The organism is Kosakonia sp. AG348, from assembly GCF_003337365.1.
Lineage (GTDB): Bacteria > Pseudomonadota > Gammaproteobacteria > Enterobacterales > Enterobacteriaceae > Kosakonia.
In genome coordinates this window covers 163661-183427 of record NZ_QPJR01000008.1, presented here as the reverse complement: position 1 = coordinate 183427, position 19767 = coordinate 163661, and the positions used below count along the sequence as shown (strand labels likewise).

Annotated in this window: 12 protein-coding genes; 3 read left to right on the top strand and 9 right to left on the bottom strand. The window is 57.3% G+C overall.

Translation table 11 applies throughout. The features are described from left to right. Window positions 1-103 precede the first annotated feature (103 nt). From bcsC to bcsR, 6 genes are read right to left on the bottom strand one after another with little or no spacing between them, the layout of a single operon-like run. A complete protein-coding gene (gene bcsC, locus DFO56_RS18865; RefSeq protein ID WP_045507632.1) occupies window positions 104-3592 on the bottom strand; it encodes a cellulose synthase complex outer membrane protein BcsC in 3489 nt (1162 codons plus the stop codon). After that, window positions 3574-4680: a cellulose synthase complex periplasmic endoglucanase BcsZ gene (bcsZ, locus tag DFO56_RS18860; protein WP_072051617.1), complete on the bottom strand. Its 1107-nt coding sequence runs from the start codon at window positions 4678-4680 to the stop codon at window positions 3574-3576. Before bcsZ ends, bcsC begins: the two co-directional genes overlap by 19 nt. Before the next feature lie 6 nt (window positions 4681-4686). Beyond that, window positions 4687-7071, bottom strand: coding sequence for a cellulose biosynthesis cyclic di-GMP-binding regulatory protein BcsB (gene bcsB / locus DFO56_RS18855; RefSeq protein ID WP_072051616.1), 2385 nt, complete (start codon window positions 7069-7071; stop codon window positions 4687-4689). Between the two features lie 25 nt (window positions 7072-7096). Further along, complete coding sequence (gene bcsA / locus DFO56_RS18850; protein ID WP_045507623.1) at window positions 7097-9700, bottom strand: UDP-forming cellulose synthase catalytic subunit; 2604 nt, start codon at window positions 9698-9700, stop codon at window positions 7097-7099. Continuing rightward, on the bottom strand, window positions 9697-10461 hold the full coding sequence (gene bcsQ / locus DFO56_RS18845) for a cellulose biosynthesis protein BcsQ (RefSeq protein ID WP_045507619.1): 765 nt from the start codon (window positions 10459-10461) through the stop codon (window positions 9697-9699). Before bcsQ ends, bcsA begins: the two co-directional genes overlap by 4 nt. Before the next feature lie 12 nt (window positions 10462-10473). Further along, window positions 10474-10662 carry a cellulose biosynthesis protein BcsR gene (gene bcsR, locus DFO56_RS18840; RefSeq protein WP_017458258.1) on the bottom strand — a complete coding sequence of 63 codons (189 nt, stop codon included), beginning with the start codon at window positions 10660-10662 and terminating at the stop codon, window positions 10474-10476. A 172-nt stretch (window positions 10663-10834) separates the two neighbouring features. On the opposite strand from bcsR, the gene bcsE reads away from it, so the two are divergent. Genes bcsE through bcsG form a run of 3 tightly spaced genes read left to right on the top strand, consistent with a single transcriptional unit; the run spans window position 10835 to window position 14260 of the window. Further along, window positions 10835-12394: a cellulose biosynthesis c-di-GMP-binding protein BcsE gene (bcsE, locus tag DFO56_RS18835; protein ID WP_045507616.1), complete on the top strand. Its 1560-nt coding sequence runs from the start codon at window positions 10835-10837 to the stop codon at window positions 12392-12394. Then, a complete protein-coding gene (gene bcsF / locus DFO56_RS18830; protein WP_017458256.1) occupies window positions 12391-12588 on the top strand; it encodes a cellulose biosynthesis protein BcsF in 198 nt (65 codons plus the stop codon). The genes bcsE and bcsF overlap by 4 nt, the downstream gene beginning before the upstream one ends. Next, complete coding sequence (gene bcsG, locus DFO56_RS18825) at window positions 12581-14260, top strand: cellulose biosynthesis protein BcsG (RefSeq protein ID WP_045507612.1); 1680 nt, start codon at window positions 12581-12583, stop codon at window positions 14258-14260. The genes bcsF and bcsG overlap by 8 nt, the downstream gene beginning before the upstream one ends. A gap of 39 nt (window positions 14261-14299) precedes the next feature. Here bcsG and DFO56_RS18820 read toward each other — a convergent pair whose 3' ends face one another. From DFO56_RS18820 to DFO56_RS18810, 3 genes are read right to left on the bottom strand one after another with little or no spacing between them, the layout of a single operon-like run. Then, window positions 14300-15295 (bottom strand): glycosyl hydrolase family 8, encoded by a 996-nt coding sequence (locus tag DFO56_RS18820; protein ID WP_045507610.1) that lies wholly within the window; start codon window positions 15293-15295, stop codon window positions 14300-14302. 8 nt (window positions 15296-15303) lie between these two features. Next, window positions 15304-15783 (bottom strand): cellulose biosynthesis protein BcsD, encoded by a 480-nt coding sequence (gene bcsD, locus DFO56_RS18815; protein WP_045507607.1) that lies wholly within the window; start codon window positions 15781-15783, stop codon window positions 15304-15306. Next, the gene (locus DFO56_RS18810) at window positions 15783-19766 is read right to left on the bottom strand and encodes a cellulose biosynthesis protein BcsC (RefSeq protein WP_045507605.1); all 3984 of its coding nucleotides are present in this window, start codon (window positions 19764-19766) and stop codon (window positions 15783-15785) included. Before DFO56_RS18810 ends, bcsD begins: the two co-directional genes overlap by 1 nt. Window position 19767 lies beyond the last annotated feature (1 nt).

Sequence of the window (19767 nt, the reverse complement as noted above, 5' to 3'; positions counted from 1 at the left end):
AAAACTGCAGGGAAAGCAGGTGATAACTTATTGAATCGCTGGCGGTTAACAACGATAGACTTGTCGCTTTATACCGTTATTTCCCGCCAGGAATACTCCTTTTTTACCAGTCGGCGTGCGGCACCAGAGGCTGGAGCGGCATATCCATATCGCCCTGCCAGCCCGCACCGGAATAACGCACATAAATCAGCGCGTGGCTTGGGGTGTAGTCTTTGGCCTGCTGAATATCGACACCCGCACCGACAAACCAGTGGGAAGTCACCCGGCGCTCAATCAGCGCACGCGCGGTATAACCATAGCCATTACTGCTGCCGCCGGATTCGGTCTGCTCGCTTGCCAGGGTGCGGAAATTCGCAGGAATCAAGCTAAGCAGGGGGTAACGCGGCATCGTTTTAGTGCGGGAGTGCGACCACGATACCGTACCGCCAAGTTCCCAGGACCAGTTCTCGGTACGCTCACGCCACAACACCGGAACCGAAAAAGAGAGATATTCCTGCGGGCTGTAGTAACCACCATGGCCTAAGGTGTAATAACTCAAATCTTTGTCGTAGTGCCAGATCATATTGTTCAGGCCCACGGTAACGCGCCGGTTATTTTCGTTGATAAGTTTGTAGTAGTAGCCGGTCATCCAGCGCACGCGCCAGTTGTCGTCAACGTTTTTGCCTTCCAGCGTATCCGCCCCGAGGCTCGCCCACACGCCGTTCGCTTCGCCCTTGTCATAACTGAGACTCAACGTGCCGCCGTTCGCCCGCACGCCACCCCAGGTTTTACCGGTGTTGCTGCTCGGATCTTGTTGCCCGCCAAAGGCCAGCAAGGAACTCGAAATGGGGCGGCGATGTAAATCCACGGTATAGCCAAACGGCCCGAGATCGCTGCTGTAACTGACTCCGCCCACCATATCCACAACGTTAAAGCCCATCGGCGTGGTGCCAATATCCATCGACCAGGTATTGTTTCGCCACCCCACCGCAACGCTGGCACCGCTATCAGACTGGTGGCGATTCCCGCCAACGCAAGGCACATCGACACAGGTACCAAAACGGGGGTTATAAGTACCGTCATCGCGTTTACTGAAAGTTCCGACATCCATATTTATCACGTCAGTCCGGAAGAACATCCGCCCGTCCGACAGCGGCGCATCCACCTGCAACATGGTGTTATGCGCTTTCAAATCCGAATACCCGCCCGTGCCGCTGGAGTCCGAAAACTCATGCTGCAATGTGACATTCAGATCCTGCTGACGGTAGAGATCGGCGGCATCGCTGCGCACGCCGCGTTTCAGCCAGTCATCTTTTTCATCATTGCGTGTCAGGCGGGTAAAGGTGTCGTTATCCACCGGGCGCGTCGTCGTGACGCCAGACGCCACCATCGCATCTTTATAACTGTCCAGTGCCTGCCGTGGCTCGCCATTTTGTACCTCAAAACGTGCCGCATCGCGCAAGACCAGCGCGCTCTCCATTGATGGTGGCTGAGATTTTGCCTGCGGGAGGATGGTTGCGAAGATCCGTTTTGCGCTGGCGGTATCGCCCAACTGGGTTTGCACCAGCGCCAGCCGACGCTGGGTGTTGATTGACGGCGGCTGGGCGGGCGTCGCTGCCGGCAGTTTCGCCAGCGCCGCACGCGCGGCCATGCGATTGCCGTCTGCGGCATACAGTTCCGCAAGGCCAAGCAACGCCTCTTCATTGGCGGGTTCTCTTTGCAGAACACGCTGGTAATAACGTTGTGCTTCGCCGTTGTCGCCGCGCTGCTGCGCCCAGTCGGCGAGGGTTAAATCAATGCGTGAAGACGCCGGTTGCTGCGCCAGTAGCGCTACCGCCTGATCTTCATGACCGCCATCGCGCAGACGGTTGGCATTGTCCAGCAACTGGTTGGCCTGCAGCCGGTCGGCCAGCTCCTGAATATTGCTGTTCCACTGGCTTTTCGGCAGCGCATTTAGGTGATTCAGCGCCGCCAGTGGCTGGTTATTGCCGGAAAGGTAGAGGCCATACGCGTAGACCTGTTCCGGGTCGTGCGGTTTGAGCGTGACCAGACGGTTCATCTGCGAATCGGCTTCGCCCCGCTGCCCCGCCTTACGCAGATCGCTGGCCAGCCGGTAGGTTATCCAAACGCTCCCAGGATCGAGCGCCAGCCGCTTACGTTGCAACTCTGCCGCTTGCGCCCATTCACCTCTGTTTTCCAGCACTTCTGCCTGTTGCGCGAGCCGGTCGTTCGTCAACCCGCGTTCAATATCATCAATGCTGCGCCGCTGGCTGGCAGAGAGCGACTGAATAAACTGTTCCGCTTTTTCCGGCGACTGCACGCGGTAAATATTCGCCAGGCCGCGCACCGCGTTGCTGTTGCCGCTATCCATGCGCAGCGCCTGGCGATAGAACCCTTCAGCCGCTGCATTATCTTTGCGCGCCGCGGCAGCATCACCAAGCCCGAGCACCGCGTAGCTGTCAGTGTTATCCGTGTTGCGCGCCTGCTGGTAATAACGCTCTGCCTGCTGCACGTTGTTGGCTTTCAGCGCCGCATCACCCTGCTGAATCAATAGCCAGTAGCGGTTAGTTTTCAACAAGCTGTCCCACTTGCTGCGATTGCCGCTGGTCGGATCCATGGCGATGGCTTTTTCCAGTTGCGCCACCGCGCGGGCGCGATCGCCGCTTTGTGAATAGGCTTGCCCCAGTGCCCCGACCGCTTCGCTGTCCGCGCGGTTAGCATTGACCGCTTGCTGCAATTCGCTCACCGCTTTCGCGCCCTGCCCGGCATCCACCGCCGCAAGCCCTGTCGCTTTCGCGCGAAACGCCGGGTCGGCCAGCTGTTTTTGCTGCGCGGCAAGCAGCGTACGGGCGCTGTCTACCGTGTCGCCTGAACTAAACAGCGTCAGAAAACGCTGAAGGGCTTTTACGCTGGCGTCGCTGGTCGGCATCGCCTGAATTTGTTGATACCAGATGCTCGCTGCTGCTGCGCGTCCATTGCTGGTTTTCGCCATCTGTTCCAGCACCGCATACCCTTCCGCGCTGCGCCCGTCGGCAAACAACATTTGCGCCAGCCCGCCCTGCAACTGATCGTTGCCAGGGTTAGCGGCATTTAACGCCTGCAAACGTTTAACCGCTTCCGCATGACGCGCGGGCACTTTTGCCACCAGCATCCAGTACTCCACCGCCAGATCGCCCTGCGGCGGGTTACCTTTGAATAAGGCGTCGTAGGCCGCAAGCGCTTCCTGCGTATGGCCGGTGGTGGCCTGCAAACGCGCTTGTTGCAGCGACTGGCGGCCTTCCGGTGTGGAGAGCGCCATGGTGGTCACCGCCGATTTATAAGTGCTGGAGTCGGGTGCCAGTTGTTTCATGCGATCAAGCTGCTTTTGCGCACCCGCGTTATCGCCCTGGCGCAGCAAATAGCGTAAGCGCGCGGCGATGACTTCCGGGTCATCCGGCGCGATAAGCTCAAGGCGGTAGAGCGACTGGCGCACCAGATCCTCGCGTTTGGTGCTTTCACCAAGTCGCACCTGCGCCAGCAGTTGTTGCTGCGCGCCAGTATCGGCCGCAAGCGCGGCGGGAGCCAGCGCAAGCGCGAGTGAGAAACAGAGTAAACTTACTGTGAAGTTGCGCATTCCTGGCCCCAGTCAGGTTGTAACTCACCGCGAGGGGTGAAGCGAAAACGGTGCTGGTCCCACCCCTGGCCAAACAGGGTCAGAACATAGCTATAGTAGGCATCGTCGCCGGGGAAATGATCGGCGACCCGTTGCCGTTGTACGGCTTGCGCATCACGATCCTGTAAAAAGGGCAACAGCGCGGCGGCAAACCCCACCGGGCCATCCCCAAGAGTTTTTCCGCTCGCCACATCCACTTTTTCCGGCACGCGGCCGTTTTTGGTGGTCACGCTGGCCATCGGTTTGAATTTTTCCAGCAGGCGCGCTTTCTGCGTGTCCCGGTCATGCATCATGCCGACCCACAAATAAACGCGGATGGCATCATAACCACTCACCAGTGTCTTTTCGGGTTTAAGCTGCCAGCCGCCCTCTTTCTGAAAACGTACCCAATCGGGCGCAAAGCCTTTCGGCGCGGTTTCCAGCAACAGGCGAAGATTGGTTTCGTGCAGCGTCGACCACGGTGCGCCAAAGCGGCTGAAATAACTCGCCAGTTGCGGCGGCAAATAGCTTGGGTTAAAACGCCAGGTGGTCGGTTCGGCAAAGCCGATTTTACCGGGCAGCAGCATCGATCCCAGCCCTGGGACCGTCACCACTTCTTCTTTGGCGATGAGGGCTAACAACGCCTTACCCGTCTGGCTATACTCGTCGTTTTTCCATAAACGCCCCGCTTCCAGTAGCGACCAGGCAATCCACAGATCGGAGTCTGACGCCGAATTGGTGTCGAGCACCGTCCAGCTATTGTCCTCTTTTTTGCCCCACAGCCAGGCGGGAAGATGGGTACTGAGCGAGCCCTGCGCCAGGTTGTTTTGCGTCCATTGCAGCACCCTGGCAAAGGTGTCGCGATCGTTAGCCGCCAGCGCGAAGAACAGCGCGTAACTCTGCCCTTCCGAGGTGGTTATCTTGCGTTGATCGCTGGGATCAACCACCCGACCGCCATCGCTGATATAGGCTTGTTTGAAGTGTTCCCAGGCAGGCCAGGTGCAGGCGGCGCGCACATTTACCGCCGCCAGCATCAACGCCACTATTACCCACCAACGTAGCGTTCTCATTTTTCGTTACTCGTGATCCGGGTCGAGACGGCGACGGCTAATGATCCGCAGCAGACGCCACAGTACCCACGCCAGCAACACCACGCTGATTGCCGCCAGCACCGCCAGCAGCACCGGATGGTTAGCCAGCGCGTACCAGATGCGCTCAAACCACGGCAAGTGGCCGACATAGTAAATATCGCCGACACGCAGGCCACTTACGCCAGATTCACGAATCACGGTCACCGAGCCATAAATCGCCGCGCGCTTGCCGCTGTCATTCATCGCGCCGTTAAGCAATTCATACCCGCGCGGGCTGTCTGCCAGCAGCGCGACCACACTGCGCTGATCATGATACGGCGACTGGAAGCCGACAATCGCCGCCATCGGGCCATCTGACGTGATCCCGGTTTGCGCATCGGCCTGACGGTCGGCGGCATCCGGCACAATCGACGGGAACGGCGTCTGGCGCAGCGGCGTTTTCACCCAGCTTTGCGCCGCATTCACCAGCAGATCGATTTTCTTATCGTCTTTTAACGCCGGAGGAATGGTGCCGATGATCATGATGTCGGCGTCTTTCTCCTTGATTTGGTTACCATCGTTAGTGAGTTGCACATTGATTGCCGGGAAACCAGTTTGTGCGCCCACCGCGCCCAGCGAATCCAGCAGCGTACCCATCTGCGCAGGTGTCGGCTGCGGCGGCGTGACGACAATGGTTTGCGACAAATCGGCCATGCGGCTAAACGGGAAGCCCGCATTGGCGAAAGCGCGTAAGTCCGGCATCGCAATAAAGTGGTAATACTTCGAGAAATCGATGGTGGAGTCGTCGCCAATCACCACGCGGTTTGGCACCTGCTGGAAGGTCACGCAGTTCTCAATAGTGCCGCCCGGCATCGGATTCATATACTGGAAATCAAAGCGCAACTGGTTCACCGCGCCCAGTTTCAGCGCCGGAATAGAGACATCCGTTTTGCTGTCCAGCATCCCTTGCAACACCGGGAGATGCAGCAGCAGACGGTTCGTGTCCTGGTTGCTGGTCAGGTTGAAATATTGCAGGAACTGGTTGTTGAGGCTGATATCCATGCGCGAGCCGTCTTTGGTCGGCGGCGCGGTATAGCGATAATTCAGGTTCATATCGATACCGGTACTGCGCAGCAGATAGAGATCCGGCGGCAGGTTCAGCGACACGTTAATCGCCGAGGGTTCCAGCCCGGTCGACTGTAACTGCTCCTCATAGGTTTTCAGCTCGCCAAAGGTAACCGGGCGGTCGGTACGTATCCAGTTAGGCGCATCGTAAGGCTGGCGCGCCAGCAGCGGTTTCACCTCATCCACCGTGACGCTATCGCCACGGAACAGCACGTTACCCTGAGCGATACCTTTCGCCGCCTGCATCAGATCTTTGTCATCCCGACCAGACACTACCAGCAGCTTCACGTACGGGTTATTCGGGTGGTTGATCATGCTGATGGTCGGCCCTTTCACCGCCGGCGCATCACGCAGGAAATCAGGACGTTTATCATTGGTGGCGAAGACGATCGCGTTGCGGTCCGGCAACGCGTTGTAAGTGACCGGGAAACTCTGCCCGCGCCAGCCGGTGCGGGAGCCAAACCAGGAGGCGATAACCGCAGCGGCTTGCTGCTGTTCAATATCCGGTGTGCCAGCGAAAACCATCGGCAGCGTCAGCGCCCTGTTGTCACGCGGGTCGAAGAAGGGGATCGGGAAATGGGAGAGATCGTTTTGCACCGCCAGCTTCTGGTAAGTCAAATCCAGCGAACTGCTGCGGCCAATATCCAGCCATAACGTGCTGCTGGCCGGGTTTTCGCACACATCACGATAGTGGCCGACAAATTCCAGCCGCACACGGTTGAAATCGGTGATAAACAGCGGGTTGATCGGCACCTGCGCCAGCGTTTTCTTGCCGAGTTGCTCTTTGGTGACCGGCAAGACGCCCATCAGTTCATCATTCAGATAAACCTTCAACTGCGATTGCACCGGCAGCAGAGAGGGCGATGGCGTGTACTCAAGATTGAGCACCGCTTTCGAAACCAGCTCATCGCTGCGCATACCAAACTCAACGCCACCGTCCGGATTGATACCGCGCAGCACCATACTGCCAGGCGGCGGCGCGATTTGGGCGAACGTCAGTTTCACATCGCGCGACGGCGCGTTGGCGGAGACCACCGGCGCATTCGCCCCCGGTACGCCCGGCATTACCTGTCCGACAACGTTCTGGCCATCGGTTGGCGTGGTTGGCGTCAATGATTCCGTTTGTCCCGGCGCAGGCGTTGCCACCGGTTCAGTGGCGGGCGCAACAGCCGGAACCGTCGGGGCTGGCGCTGCATACGTCATCACCGGAGATAAAACACTCGTCCCCATAGCCACTGCACAAATCCAGGAAAGTTTTCTTTTCATCGCGTTTTCATCATTGTTAAGCCAATCACGTCATCGGTTGCTGCACTGCCACATTCCGTTCCGGACGGCGCGGAATAAATGACACCACCCAGGACACCAGCATGGTGAATGAGCGGAAAATCACTTTGACAGACGGTGGAGCAAATTCCGCGAGGTGGCGATAGCCGCGGAAACCCAGTTTCAAAATATCCATCAGACTTTCCAGAGGCTTGTCTTCCGGGAAGCTGTCCTGCCACAGCGCCCATGTGTCGGCGCGGGCAAAAGTACACTGAACAAAATCGATATGCTGTTTGGTCGTCAACGGCATCAGTTGCAGGCCCACTTGATTGCCGTGAACACGCGCCACGGTCGTGGGGAACGCATACTCCTGCTGGCCGCGTTTGAGCAGCAAATTCACTTTTTGCCCTTCAAGCACCTGCGCCTGGCCGTTAATCTTGACGCCAAGCCCGCCGTCGGAGAAATCATGCACGGTACAGGAGAAAAGATGCCCGTCTTCTCGGGCAATTACCGCAGGCATCGACATTTCAACGCGGTGCGAGCGACGAACCTGTTTACTCTCTACAGAAACCGCGACCGCACCGCCAAGGATAACCATGTTGTAGAACACCCACGCGATACTGACGAACACGGTGAGTATTTCGTTTTCCGGGCCGTAGAAACAACGCCAAATCCCCACCAGTACGCCTAACAGGTTGAGCAGCACAAGGTAGATGTAAGGACGTGAAATCACCCAGTCCACATACTCTTCTTCCACCAGGCCGCCTTTGGCAGTGACGTTAAACTTCCCTTTGTGCGGGTTGAACAGCGCCACCAGCGTGGGCGGCGCGATATACCATGCCAGCACGGTTTCGTAGATCTCGCTCCAGAAAGAGTGACGGTATTTGCCCTGAATCTTCGAGTTGGTCAGGCTGGCGTGAATCATGTGCGGCAGTACGAACAGCGCAATCATCAGCGCTGGCGCGTAAATGATGTAGGCATGTAGCAGCAAGAACGCCAGCGGTGCGGTAAGGAAGATAAGCCGTGGTACTCCCGATAAGAAATGGAACATGGCGTTGACGTAGCACAAACGCTGCGCCAGCTTGAGCCCTTTGCCCGTCAGTGGGTTATCAAGACGGAAAATCTGCACCATGCCGCGCGCCCAGCGAATACGCTGGCCAATATGCGCAGACAGGCTTTCTGTCGCCAGCCCCGCCGCCTGCGGGATGCGCATATACGCCGACGTATGCCCAAGGCGGTGTAACCGCAGTGAGGTGTGCGCATCTTCGGTGACGGTTTCAACGGCGATACCGCCAATCTGATCCAGCGGCCCACGGCGGATCACCGCACAAGAACCGCAGAAAAAGGTGGCGTCCCACATATCGTTGCCATCCTGCACCAGCCCGTAGAACAGCGTGCCTTCGTTCGGGGTTTTACGAAAACGGCCAAGGTTACGTTCAAACGGATCCGGCGAGAAAAAGTGGTGCGGCGTCTGCATCATCGCCAGCTTTTTCTCTTTTAAGAACCACCCCATGGTCATTTGCAGGAACGAGCGTGTCGGCACATGGTCGCAGTCGAAAATCGACACGAACTCGCCTTTCGCGTGTTTCAGCGCGTTATTGATGTTGCCCGCTTTTGCGTGCTCATGAGTGGTTCGCGCGATGTACTCGACGCCGACGCTTTTGGCAAACTGGCGGAACTCTTCGCGTCCGCCATCATCGAGGATCCAAATCTTTAGTTTGTCTTTCGGCCAGTCGATGCCCAACGAGGCGTAGATGGTGTTTTTCACCACATTCAAATCTTCGTTATAGGTCGGTACGAAGATATCGACAGAAGGCCATAGCGACATATCTTTCGGCAGTGGCACCGGCTGGCGATTAAGCGGCCACACCACCTGGAAATAGCCAAGCACCAGCACAATCCACGCGTAGGTTTCCGCGAACAGCAGCACCAGGCCGCATACCAGGCTCACCGGATCGTCCCAGTTCAGCGTCGAAGTGTAGCGCCACCAGATATAGCGGCAGGAAACGGTTAGCGAGAGCACGATCAGCATCAGGGCGGAGAAACGCCCCGGAATTCGGCGTACCAGCAGCGCCACGCCCCATAGCAGCATCAGGAAAACAAACTGCGAAAGCGGATTAAACGGCTGCGTAATACACAGAATGGCGAGGATCAGCGAGAACACCACAATGACGCCGAGAATAAAGCGGCGCGTACGCGGGCTAATATGCGCCAGCTCTTTTTTATCATCCAGATGACCGGTGCGATGCGTTACGCGCTCCGGCAGCGTATCCAGCCAGTGATACCACCGCCCGCGCAGCACGCGCGCCCGGGCGAAACGCTGGCGACGAGGCGATTTTCTGTCACCCCAGGGCAGCATGACCAGCAACCACAAGGTTTGCAACAGGTAACGCGCCGGATCGAGCGGTCGCGGTTTATCCCGATCAATATGCGGGAACCACAAATGCTGCTGCGCACGGAGTTGCTGCCAGCGCGGGTGCTCCAGCGGAATAAACACCCATGCGAGGATCGCCCAGAAGCAGCCAGACGCTGCGCTAAACCCGGAAGCGCCGTGTTCACGGTAACGCTGGTAGCGCTCGCTTAAACGCGCGCTCACCGGCGGGATCAGCAACCAGGCGGAAAGGCGGCTCATTGCGGGCTCCCTTCCTGCTCACCGCTTACTTCTTGCGGCTGCGCACAATGCAACAGGCACCAGTTCGCCAGCGTTAATATCTCTTCCGCCGCCAGCGAATCCGCCCGGTATTCGCCCAACGGCTGTTTCGACGCCTGAGATTCCGCCATCGCTTCATCGCGGTGGATAAGGGTCGGGAGGATCTGCCGCTGGCTTTGCAGCCATACCTGCCAAAGATCGTCCTGCAACTGGCTGCCGATGCGCAGATCGTTAAGCAAAATATGCGCGCCAGCAGGTAAAAGCTGCTGGTGCAAGCGGATATGGCAGTTGGTGTCGGGTTTTACCACCGTAAACAGATGGTCGCACTGCGCCACGAACTGGCGCGTCAGCGGTGAAACGCCGTGCGGGATATCGATTAATACCCACTGATAACTTTGCTGCGTTTTCAGCGCCTGCAAAATGGTGGTGAGTTGGCTAAGGGGTTCGTGTAATAAATGGAGGTTTTCCCACTCATTTGCCGCCAGATGGCCAAAAGGCAGCAGATCGAGCTGCGAAGTATAGCGCATACCGGCATCGCGCCAGTCTTGCCCATCCAGTACCGCGCGCGCCCAGCCGTGGTGATGTTCAAAGTCGACATTAAATGACAGGCGTAAAAGGTTATCAGGGCAGGCATCAATCACCAGCACCGATTCGCCTAAAATTTGTAATGACCAGGCCAGAGCCGCGGTGATCGATGTTGTACCCACACCACCGCGAATCCCCTGTAATCCCAAGATGGCCATCCTGGTTATCCCTTATTGTTGACGGGCTAATTCTGCCAGCAGTGGCCAGCGCTTAAATGCCGCTGCCAACTGTTCTCGCTGGGAAATATCGGCGTAATCAATTTCAGGCAATGAAAATGCCTTACTTAACGCCAGAAAATCATTTTGGAATGTATAGCCCAGAGTAGGGTCTGACTGCGTTTTAGGTTCATTGTTATGCATTCTGGCCCGATCCCTTTGAAAAGAAATACATGTACAGAAGTAGCAGGGCATCGCACCCGAGAAAATTCGTTTACATGCTAAATCTGATGTTCTTTAATTTCAATGTTAGGTTTATTTCTCGGCTTTCGCTAGTAAACTGAGATACAGACAATTTTGCATCAAGAGGGACATCGTGGAGCCCATATTTTCTATTGGCATTGAGTCATTATGGGACGAATTGCGTCATATGCCCGCGGGCGGCGTTTGGTGGGTAAATACCGATCGTCAACAAGATGCAATAAGTCTCATAAATCAAACACTTGCAGCCCAGAACAAAGACGCACAGGTGGCGGCAATCGGTATGGGTCAGGACCTGCGGAAAATCATTAAATTAGATAAAGAGTATGGTCCTGACAAAATCAGAATTTTCACAATGCCGAATCAGAATAATAGTCTATACTTTTTCACCCGCGATTTACTTTGCTCATTTGAACCTGAAAACTATTTACTGATTCTGCTGGGGGAAAATAATGCCTGGCAGAATATATCGGCGCCTGATTTACAACAATGGTTAGAAAGAACTCATGCCTGGGCGAAATATCATAAATGCTCCTTACTGGTTATTAATCCTGGCAGTAATAACGACAAACAATCATCCATTTTAATGAGTGAATACCGTTCGTTGTTTGGGCTGGCGAGTTTACGCTACCGCAACGATATGTATCTTTATGATGTTGCCTGGTGGTGCAATGAAAAGGGCATTAGCGCGCGCCAGCAATTAGTGCTTAATCATCATCAAGGTCGCTGGCAGCTCGCGCAGCAAGAAGAAACGTCGGTGCAACCCCGCAGCGATGAGAAACGCATATTAAGTAATGTCGCCGTGCTGGAAGGCGCACCGCCGCTGTCGGAACACTGGACCTTATTTGATACCAACGAAGCGTTATTTGAAGAAGCGCGCTCCAGCCAGGCGGCGACGTTGATTTTCACCCTTGCGCGAAACAATCAAATCGACAACATCGCACGCCAGGTGCACACGCTGCGCCGCCAGCGCGGCAGCGGGCTGAAAATTATTGTCCGTGAAACCCAGGCCAGCCTGCGTGCTACCGACGAACGCTTATTGCTCGGCTGTGGCGCCAATATGGTGATCCCGTGGAACGCCCCTCTTTCCCGTTGTCTGACGCTGATTGAAAGCGTGCAGGGCCAGCAATTTAACCGTCTGGTGCCGGAAGATATCACCACATTACTGTCTATGACTCAGCCATTAAAACTGCGTGGTTTTCAGCCGTGGAACGTGTTCTGCGACGCCGTCGGGAATATGGTTAATAACCCGCTGTTGCCCGCCGATGGCAAAGGGGTGCTGGTCGCGCTGCGCCCGGTGCCAGGCATCCGCGTTGAACAAGCGCTAACGCTGTGCCGCCCAAACCGCGTGGGCGATATTGTCAGCCTTAGCGATAATCGCCTGGTGCTGTTTTTGTCGTTCTGCCGGGTTAACGATCTCGACACGGCGCTGAACCACATTTTCCCGCTGCCAACGGCAGATATTTTTTCTAATCGCGTGGTGTGGTTTGAAGATAACCAGATTGCCGCAGAGCTGGTGCAAATGCGCACGCTGTCACCGGATAAATGGGCGAAACCGCTGCCTGTCACCGCCACAGAGAAGAAAATCATTAACGCTGAGCACGACGGCACAAGCTGGCGTCGGATCCCGGAACCGTTGCGGTTATTCAGTAAAGCCACGGAGCACACATCATGATGTCAGTCAGCGATATTATTCAGCTGGTGGTGCTTTGCGCCCTGATCTTTTTCCCGCTGGGTTACCTTACACGCCACTGGATACGCCCTATCCGCAGCGCGTTGCGCATACTGTTTACCAAACCACGCTATGTAAAACCGGCAGGCGTGCTGCGCCGGGAATCGTTCGTCAAGGCAGACCGAAAACATGACTAATCATACTATGACCACTTCAACGCCTTCGCCATTGTGGCAATACTGGCGCGGCCTTTCCGGCTGGAATTTCTATTTTCTGGTGAAATTCGGTCTGTTGTGGGCGGGCTACCTTAATTTTCACCCGCTGCTGAATCTGGTGTTTATGGCTTTTCTGCTGATGCCGCTGCCGCGCGTCCGCCTGCATCGTTTACGTCACTGGATTGCCATTCCCATCGGGTTCGGTCTGTTCTGGCACGATACCTGGCTGCCGGGTCTTGAAAGTATGATGAGCCAGGGCTCGCAGGTCGCGGGCTTCAGCGCCGATTACCTGTGGGATCTGGTGACGCGTTTTATCAACTGGCAGATGATTGGCGCGATTTTCGTGATGCTGATTGCCTGGCTGTTCTTGTCGCAATGGATACGCGTCACCGTGTTTGTCGTCGCGATTATGATCTGGTTAAACGTGCTGACGTTGACCGGGCCGGCGTTTACTCTGTGGCCCGCCGGACAACCGACCACGACCGTCACCACCACTGGCGGTTCGGCGGCGGCAACGGTCGCAGCAACGGGCGATACGCCGGTGGTTGGCGATATTCCCGCGCAAACCGCGCCGCCGACCTCCGAGAATCTGAATTCGTGGCTGGCAAGTTTCTACGCCGCCGAGGAGAAGCGCCAGAGCACCTTCCCGGCGCAGCTTCCGGCAGACGCACAACCGTTCGATCTGCTGTTCATTAACATCTGTTCCCTCTCATGGGCTGACATTGAAGCGGCCGGTCTGGCCTCGCACCCGCTGTGGTCGCACTTTGATATTGAGTTCAAAAACTTCAACTCGGCGACCGCCTACAGCGGCCCGGCGGCGATTCGCCTGCTGCGCGCCAGCTGCGGCCAGCCGTCGCATAAAAACCTCTACCAGCAGGCCAACACGCAGTGCTATCTGTTTGATAACCTGTCGAAACTTGGCTTCAGCCAACAGTTGATGATGGACCACAACGGTGAGTTCGGCGGTTTCCTCAAAGAAGTGCGCGACAACGGCGGCATGCAGGCGCCGCTGATGAACCAGGCGGGTCTGCCGCCGGTGCTGCTCTCTTTTGACGGCTCGCCGATTTATGACGACACGGCGGTGCTGAACCGCTGGATGGAGTCCGACAGCTTTAAACAGGGCCAGCGCACCGCGACTTTCTACAACCTGCTGCCGCTGCACGATGGCAACCACTATCCGGGCGATCGCAAAACCGCCGATTACAAACTGCGCGCGCAAAAGTTGTTTGATGAGCTGGATGCGTTCTTCACGCAACTGGATAAATCCGGGCGCAAAGTGATGGTGGTGCTGGTGCCGGAACACGGCGCGGCGCTACAGGGCGATAAAATGCAGGTTTCCGGCCTGCGCGATATCCCAAGCCCGTCGATTACCAACGTGCCGACGGCGATTAAATTCTTTGGTATGAAATCACCGCATCAGGGCGCGCCGATAACCATTACGCAGCCGAGCAGTTTCCTCGCTATCTCCGAGATTGTTACCCGCGTGCTGGATGGCAAAATTTTTACCGAGGACAACGTCAACTGGCAGCAACTGACCAGTAATCTGCCGCAAACCGCGCCGGTGTCCGAAAACGCCAACGCCATTGTGTTGCAGTACCAGAATAAGCCGTATGTTCGCCTGAACGGCGGTGACTGGGTGCCCTACCCCCAGTGATCCTGCACACCTCTCCCCTGGCGGGGAGAGGTTATCGATTTAGCGCTGCTGCGCCAGCCAGACCAGCATTTTCAGGCTGGCGGAGTAGTAATCATCCTGCGCGGTGATCTGCGGTTGTGCGGGCGTTACACCCAACGTTAAATCCCGCACCGCCAGTAAACCGTCATTCATGTTGTACGGCGCGTTATCGTTGGTCGCCACATCCACCCATGCGGGAGTCTGGCTGCGGCTAAAACCCTGCCACCAGTTGCGCCACGGCGTTAACAGCGCGCTGTGCGGATCCTGCCAGCTCACATACAGCGGAATACGGATCGCATCGTAGCTCATGCGCGGCGGCCACTCTTTCGCCGGATTCAGTTTGCCGTCCGCCGAAAGTGAAACCCAGTCCGTCGGTAAGCGCGCTTTGCCAAACGTCATGTTGCCAAGCAGCGTTTGCCCGTCTTTGATCAAATCGCGCCACACCACCTGATGGCTGCGCTCAGCGAAAGCCTGCCACGCCGGAAAAATAAAGTAGGACGGATTCAGGTTCACATAGGTGTTGAGGTTAAAACCGTTAGCACCCGGCAACATCACGCGGTAACCCGCAAAACTCACCACCGTATGTTTGAACACCGCCTGGGTTATCGCATCGGACGCGGCAAGGTACGCGGCGTTATTCCAGCGCTCCCCGGCTTTCAGCAGCGCCCAGGCGATCAGCACATCGCCATCGGTAGCGTCGTTTTTATCGGCGATGGGATCGGCTTCCACCGGGTTATAACGCCAGTAAAACAGGCCATTTGCTTTGTTCTTCAGCGTCTTATTGGTCCAGTTCCACATGCTGTCAAAGGCCGTTTTATCATTGTTGGCGACCGCCATCAGCATGGCGAACCCCTGGCCTTCGGTGTGGGAGACGTTTTTGTTGCCGGTATCGACAATGCGACCATCCGGCATCAAAAACCGCGCTTTATAACTCTCCCAGGCGCCAGCGGCCTGGGAAACGGATGCAAATAGCAGACTCACCATCACCACCATTGCGGTGAAAACGCGCTTTAACATGGGCAAACTCACTGTGGGTTAGCGTAACGGAAAAGAACATCCGCCACAGAATAGAGCCTTTCGCGGGTAAACACGAGGCTCGCCTCACCGCCCTGGCTTCGCAGCCAGCGCGAATAAAGCCCTTCAAGAATGGCGCAAAACGCATAGCACCAGCGGGTCTGGTAGGCCTCTTCACGCGCCACCGGCAGCGCCTGGTGGCGAAACGCCATGCCGTGCTCAGTGGTTTCGATATCAATAAACCCCCAGTTGAACACCGCCAGTTGCGCATTAATGTTCGCTTCCAGCTCGCCGACCGTCGATGAGGCCGGAAGCGGTACACGGTCCGCTAATGCTTCGCCCATCTGGCGCAGGAACGGCAGGCTTTCCGCTTCGCCGACGTTTCGCACCATGCCATCAATCATCACGCTCAGCAAATCAAACCAGCCCGGCGGGGTTTGCTGTTGCTGGAAATAGCCAAGCAGCAGCGTGTTAGCAGTGTTGGTTGTCATTATTTATCCCCCAGCATGTACCGGAGCCAAATCCCGGCAGTGCTTTCGTTGTAACTGCCGAAGGTGTCATAACCGACTTTTCCACCTACCGACATATTTTTATTCAGGTTGTAATCGAGCCCGGCATGGAAGTTATAGCCAATGCCATTCTGTGAACCGCCCTGGTACTGCGCCTCTTTCACAAAGCCCATATCGGCGAGCTGTTGCAGCATCTTCTGCGCTTCCGGTTCTGTCGGGAAATAATTGCTCTTGTCCTGCGTGTAGGACTGGTAGCCTACCGCGCCGCCAATACTGAGTTTCCAGTTATCAATTTTCTGCGACAGATCAACCGGCAGCGACACGCTCACGTAGTTCTGCGGGCTGAAGTAACCGCCCTGGCCGTAAGTGAAGTAACTGAGGTTTTTCGAGTAGTTCATCCAGCCAACGTTCAGCCCCGTCTGTAACTGGCGGAAATCGTCGTGCCACGGACGCAGATAAACCCCGGCATTGGCGTTCACGCTGGTGTTGCTCGCCACATCTTTACCGATATAGCTATATCCGCCGCCGCCGATGTAGAACCCCGCGTCGCCGTCGTCGTAGCTCAGTTGCACGCTGCCGCCGTTTTTGGTGACCTGCCCCCAGCGCTCGCCGGAGTAAGCGTCCCGCAGCCCAACGTAAGACAGCAAACTGTCGGTCACCGCGCGACGCTCGCCGGTAAGGATAAGCGTCAGGTAATTGGTCAGTTTCGGCGACCATTTCACGCCGCCGACCAGCGAGGTTAAATCCTGCCCCAGCGGCGTGCTGCCGATATCCAGCTTATAGCTGTCGCCGCTCAGCGCCATATTCAGCTCCACGCCGCTGGCGTTTTGCGAATCGGTGGAAGACTTAATCGGATCGCTATAGTTGGTCTTATAGTTTGACGCGCTCAAACTCTGCAAACGGCTCGATGACAGCAGCGAAGTGAGATTGTCGTAACCCGTTTCGGTAAACGGCGACAATTTGCTGGCATCGGCATAACCGGCGAGATCGGTAAATTTATCGCTGCCGTCGGTTGCCGTGGATTGGTTGGCGTTTTTAATCGAGGCCGCAATGTTGCTCACGCCATTCGCCAGCGGGTTCGCGCCATAACGCCGCCATGAATCGCCAGAAGCGCTGCCGGAACTGAGCGAAACCGGCGTCGCGGTAAATTCAAAGCGTGCATCGCCAAACGGCGAACTGGACCAGGTGAGCGGCGCTTTGGCTTCCGTCAGCTTGCTGGTGCCGTTTTCCCCGTCGCGGCCACGAATTTCCACGCCACCCTGCAACCACATGCCGGTTTTCTCGTTCATCTGCTGCATCATGTCGTCGACCTGGCGCAGTGTTCGCGTTTGCGCCGTTTCGACTGGCAGATCGGTACGCGTGGTGCCCGGCAAATTACTGCCCGGTTCGTGTGCCACCTGCGCAACTTGCCACGGCAGCGTTTGGCCATACAGCGACTGCGGCGCCGCGCTTTTACTGGTGGTGGTAAACGGGTTATCCGCCAGCAACACACCGCCGATTGTCGGTGTTGCCGCGCTGTTGTTCGACTCCAGCCCCACCAGCTTACCGCGCGCGCTGCGCAGATAGGTCATCGCCTGCTGATGATTGCCTTTCGCCTCTTCCAGTCGCGCCAGCAGCAACAAGCGATCCGGTGAATTATTACTGCGCAGGCCGTTGGCTAAGGTTTGCGCCTTATCGACGTTATTTTCCGCCAGCGCGACATCAATCGCGCCGACGCGCGCCGCCTGATCCTCGCTGTCGCGCGTCATCAGGTAGTCATACAGCACGCCCGCTTCTTTGTTGATCTTGCCGGACTGATACAAACGCCCCATCGCGAACATCAAATCCGTGTTCTGCGGGTCGTTTTGCAATGCGCGGATCAGCTTGTCATACGCGGCGGCATAATTGCCCTGCTCACGCAGTTGATCCGCTTCGTTGATTACATAACCATTACGCACCCCGGCAAGCTGGGCTGGCGTGCTGCGCGCCTGCACGTCCGGGCGGGAAACAAAGGCCTGCGCCTCCTGGTTAAGCCCCGCCTGGTTCAGCACCGCAACCTGATCGGCATAATCGCCGATGTTGCCCTGCACGCCCTGTTTCATACTTTCACGCACCAGCGCGACGGCGGCGGTGGTATCGCCCGTCTGCGCCAGCATTCGCGCCAGTTTCCCGGCATCGACCGGGCTTTTCGGCGGTGTGGCCGCCAGCGCTTTCAGGGTATTGGATGCCGCCGTCATATTGCCCTGAGCGAGGTAGCGCTCAGCGGTCGCCATTTGCAGGTTGTAATTAACCCGCTGCGCCAGGTCGCGCATTTGGCCGTTCTGGCTGGCCGGCGAAATACGTGACAGCAGCGAACTGGCCTGCTGCCAGCCGCCATTTTCACTGGCGAACAGCGCGGCTGCATACAGTGAGCTGGCTCCGGCTCGTGGATTTTGCGCGGGCAGCATCACGTTCGCGGCTTCATTTTCCTGACCCGCTTGTTGCAGCAAACGCGCCAAATCAAGGCGCAACCACGGATCATCCGGCAGACGCGCCACGCCCTGGCGCAGCACGGCAATGGCCTGCGACGTATTTCCGCTCGCTGCCAGTTGTTGCGCCTGCCGACGCAGCGGGTCGCCAGGCGTCCCCGTCACCACGCGCGGTTGCAGTTTTTCCTGCAAACTCGCCGGTAACGTGCGCAGCAGGCTTTGCGCTTCTGCCGCTTTGTTTTGATCGCGCAGCACGTAGTAGAGGTTTTCCCGCGCCGGGGCATTCTGCGGCTGCTCGTTGAGGATCTCGCGCAGCGCTTGTTCCGCCTGCGGGTAATCTTTGTTCTGGCGCAGCACATCGGCGCGGAACAGTTTGGCGGCGGTGCCGCGCTCACCGCTCTGCTGCGCCAGCGGCGCGGAAAGTGCCAGCGCCTGGCTGACATTGCCCGTTTTTAACGCTTGCTGCGCCTGCGCCAGTTGACCATAAAACGCGGCGTCTTCCGCCTGCGCTTTACGTTCTGCTGAAGCCTCGCCGCCCTGGCTCGCCGCCCGGTTCAGATACTGTGCCGCCGCCTGGTAATCACCGTTGCGCTGGGCAATATAACCCATGCCCGCCAGCGCATCGGCGTCTTCCGGGTTGGTTTGCAGTACCTGCTCAAACTGGCGTTTTGCGGCATTGCTGTCGCCGCTATTCAGCGCGCTAAAGCCCGCGCCTTTCGCGCTGCCACCGACATTTTTACGGTAGTACGCCTGGATCTCGCTATCCTGCGGATGGCGCTGCAACCAGGTATCGTAAAAGCGTTCATCGCCAGCCTGCGGCGCAAGCCACAGCAGCGCCTGACGCAGCCCTTCATCTGCCTCTTTATTGCCGCTGGCCATCGGCTCCAGCAGCAAAATCCCGTCGCGGCGCGTTGCTTCACGCCAGGTCAACATCTTGCCCAGCGCCACGCGGGCGGCATTGTCCTGCGGATGCTGGGCGACGAAGCGCTGAATTTCTGCCAGCGCCTGCGGGTAGAGCGCTTTATCGCCCGCCATCGTTAAATAGTATTCCGGCGCGAGGCTCGGCGGCGGCGTGTCGCCATTGAACAGGCTGCGCCAGGTTTCCAGCGCCGCCGGAACATTGCCGCTGCGCGCCTGCTGACGGGCAAGCGTTAACTGCCCTTGCGGCACCTGCGCCAGCTGTTTTGCATTATCCAGCGCCTGCAAACCGCTATCGTCCGGCGCGGTTTTCGCCAGCCTGGCGCGCCACTGCGCGGCAGTTTGTAAATCACCATTTTGCTGCGCCCACAGCGCCATCAGGTACATCGCCTGGGTGTTGTTGGCATCGACCATTAACACCTTTTTGAGCGACTCCATCGCCAGGTCGTCGTGGGACTTTTCGTGCCAGTAGTTCGCCTGATCAAACAGTGCCTTGAGCGCCGCGTCATTTGGCGCGGCCTGTGCCATACCAGAGGTCGCCAGCGTCAGCGCGCCGGAGAGGCAAATTGTTGTCAGCCGACGGGCGGTTTTTTTAGGCATT

Excerpts from the sequence above, each read along its gene's own strand:
- bcsC (WP_045507632.1), bottom strand. The coding sequence starts at position 3,592 with ATGCGCAACTTCACAGTAAGTTTACTCTGTTTCTCACTCGCGCTTGCG.
- bcsZ (WP_072051617.1), bottom strand. The coding sequence starts at position 4,680 with ATGAGAACGCTACGTTGGTGGGTAATAGTGGCGTTGATGCTGGCGGCG.
- bcsB (WP_072051616.1), bottom strand. The coding sequence starts at position 7,071 with ATGAAAAGAAAACTTTCCTGGATTTGTGCAGTGGCTATGGGGACGAGT.
- bcsA (WP_045507623.1), bottom strand. The coding sequence starts at position 9,700 with ATGAGCCGCCTTTCCGCCTGGTTGCTGATCCCGCCGGTGAGCGCGCGT.
- bcsQ (WP_045507619.1), bottom strand. The coding sequence starts at position 10,461 with ATGGCCATCTTGGGATTACAGGGGATTCGCGGTGGTGTGGGTACAACA.
- bcsR (WP_017458258.1), bottom strand. The coding sequence starts at position 10,662 with ATGCATAACAATGAACCTAAAACGCAGTCAGACCCTACTCTGGGCTAT.
- bcsF (WP_017458256.1), top strand. The coding sequence starts at position 12,391 with ATGATGTCAGTCAGCGATATTATTCAGCTGGTGGTGCTTTGCGCCCTG.
- bcsG (WP_045507612.1), top strand. The coding sequence starts at position 12,581 with ATGACTAATCATACTATGACCACTTCAACGCCTTCGCCATTGTGGCAA.
- DFO56_RS18820 (WP_045507610.1), bottom strand. The coding sequence starts at position 15,295 with ATGTTAAAGCGCGTTTTCACCGCAATGGTGGTGATGGTGAGTCTGCTA.
- bcsD (WP_045507607.1), bottom strand. The coding sequence starts at position 15,783 with ATGACAACCAACACTGCTAACACGCTGCTGCTTGGCTATTTCCAGCAA.
- DFO56_RS18810 (WP_045507605.1), bottom strand. The coding sequence starts at position 19,766 with ATGCCTAAAAAAACCGCCCGTCGGCTGACAACAATTTGCCTCTCCGGC.